The organism is Pontibacterium sp. (assembly GCF_041587635.1).
GTDB lineage: Bacteria > Pseudomonadota > Gammaproteobacteria > Pseudomonadales > Balneatricaceae > Pontibacterium.
In genome coordinates this window covers 1-2,034 of the sequence record NZ_JBFGYC010000655.1, presented here as the reverse complement: position 1 = coordinate 2,034, position 2,034 = coordinate 1, and the positions used below count along the sequence as shown (strand labels likewise).

Here is a 2,034-nt window from a genome sequence, read left to right as displayed (position 1 = left end):
GGGTGCGGATTTCTTCATGGTCGTAGACCAATTGAGGGATCGCCTGGGTGCGACTGCTGTGCCGATCAATTTCCCGATCGGTGCGGAAGATGAGTTTAAGGGTGTCGTAGATCTGATTCTCATGAAAGCTATCATGTGGAACGAGTCGGATCAGGGCATGACTTACGAGCTGCAGGATATCCCTGCAGACCTCCAGGATAAAGCCGAAGAGCTGCGTGAAGAAATGGTCGACGCTGCAGCCGAGGCATCCGAAGAGCTGATGGACAAATACCTTGAAGAGGGTGAGTTGTCCGCAGAAGAAATTAAAGCGGGTCTGCGTCAGCGCACGCTGGATAACGACGTTGTTTTGATGCAGTGTGGTTCTGCATTCAAGAACAAAGGCGTTCAGGCGGTGCTTGATGCTGTCATCGAATATATGCCGTCTCCGGTCGAGGTTAAGGCGATCGAAGGCACGCTGGATGATGCAGCAGAAACTGTCGCAACTCGCGAAGCTGATGACGATGCGCCGTTCGCGGCGCTGGCGTTTAAGATCGCAACCGATCCATTCGTAGGTACGCTGACTTTCGTGCGTGTGTATTCCGGTGTTCTCAACTCTGGCGACAGTGTGATGAATTCCGTGAAAAGCAAGAAAGAGCGTGTTGGTCGTATGGTGCAGATGCACTCCAATAATCGTGAAGAGATCAAAGAGGTTCGCGCAGGCGATATCGCGGCTCTGATCGGTATGAAGGACGTAACTACAGGTGACACTTTGTGTGCTACCAATAATGTTATCGTTCTGGAGCGTATGGAGTTTCCGGAACCGGTTATCTCTGTTGCGGTTGAGCCAAGGTCCCAGGCGGATCAGGAAAAAATGGGCATTGCGTTGGGTAAGCTTGCGCAGGAAGATCCTTCTTTCCGGGTAGAAACTGATCAGGAAACGGGTCAGACTATCATTTCCGGCATGGGTGAGCTTCATCTGGATATTCTCGTGGATCGAATGAAGCGCGAGTTCAAAGTTGAGGCAAACATCGGTAAACCACAGGTTGCCTACCGCGAAAAAATTCGCCAGTCAGTTAACGCAAATCATAAGTTTGCGCGACAGTCTGGTGGTCGCGGTCAGTACGGTCACGTTGTGATTGAGTTCAGCCCTTCTGATAAAGAGGGTCTGGAGTTTATCAACGAGGTTGTGGGTGGTGCGATTCCGAAGGAATTCATCCCGGCGATCGAAAAAGGTATCACCGAGCAAATGCAGAACGGTGTTATCGCAGGCTACCCGCTTATCGGCCTGAAGGCTCGTCTTCATGATGGGTCCTTCCATGAGGTTGACTCCAACGAGATGGCGTTTAAAATCGCGGCATCTCAGGCGCTTAAGAAGTACGCGCAGGAAGCCAGCCCATGCTTGTTAGAGCCGATGATGAAAGTAGAGGTGGTCACTCCTGAGGAGTACATGGGCGACGTGATGGGAGACCTGAATCGTCGTCGTGGCCTTGTTCAGGGTATGGAAGACAGCTCTTCCGGTAAGGTCATCAATGCACAAGTGCCATTGGGTGAAATGTTCGGATACGCAACAGATTTGCGCTCCGCTACCCAGGGTCGTGCGACCTACTCTATGGAATTTGAAGATTACGCTGAAGCGCCAAAAAATGTCGCTGATGCGGTTATCAATCAGAATTAATTATTGCCCTTTCGTTTAAGAGGTATTAACCGTGGCTAAAGAACAATTTGAACGCTCCAAGCCGCACGTTAACGTTGGTACTATCGGCCACGTTGACCACGGCAAAACTACACTGACTGCTGCCCTGACTCGCGTATGTGCGGAAGTTTTCGGCGGTGAAATGAAGGCGTTCGACCAGATCGATAACGCACCAGAAGAGCGTGAGCGTGGTATCACCATCGCAACGTCTCACGTTGAATACGATTCCACTATCCGTCACTACGCACACGTAGACTGCCCAGGGCACGCTGACTATGTTAAAAACATGATCACCGGTGCTGCTCAGATGGACGGCGCTATCCTGGTTTGTGGCGCGACCGACGGTCCTATGCCTCAGACTC

2 protein-coding genes are annotated in these 2,034 nt (G+C 51.4%); both read left to right on the top strand.

Going from position 1 to position 2,034, the window contains the following annotated elements; all coding sequences use genetic code 11:
* The coding region (gene fusA, locus ABYW01_RS20345) for an elongation factor G (RefSeq protein WP_372836295.1) at window positions 1-1,654 on the top strand (1,654 nt) is incomplete at its 5' end.
* A 31-nt stretch (window positions 1,655-1,685) separates the two neighbouring features.
* A partial coding sequence (locus tag ABYW01_RS20340; protein ID WP_372836294.1) for a GTP-binding protein occupies window positions 1,686-2,034 on the top strand: 349 nt, incomplete at its 3' end.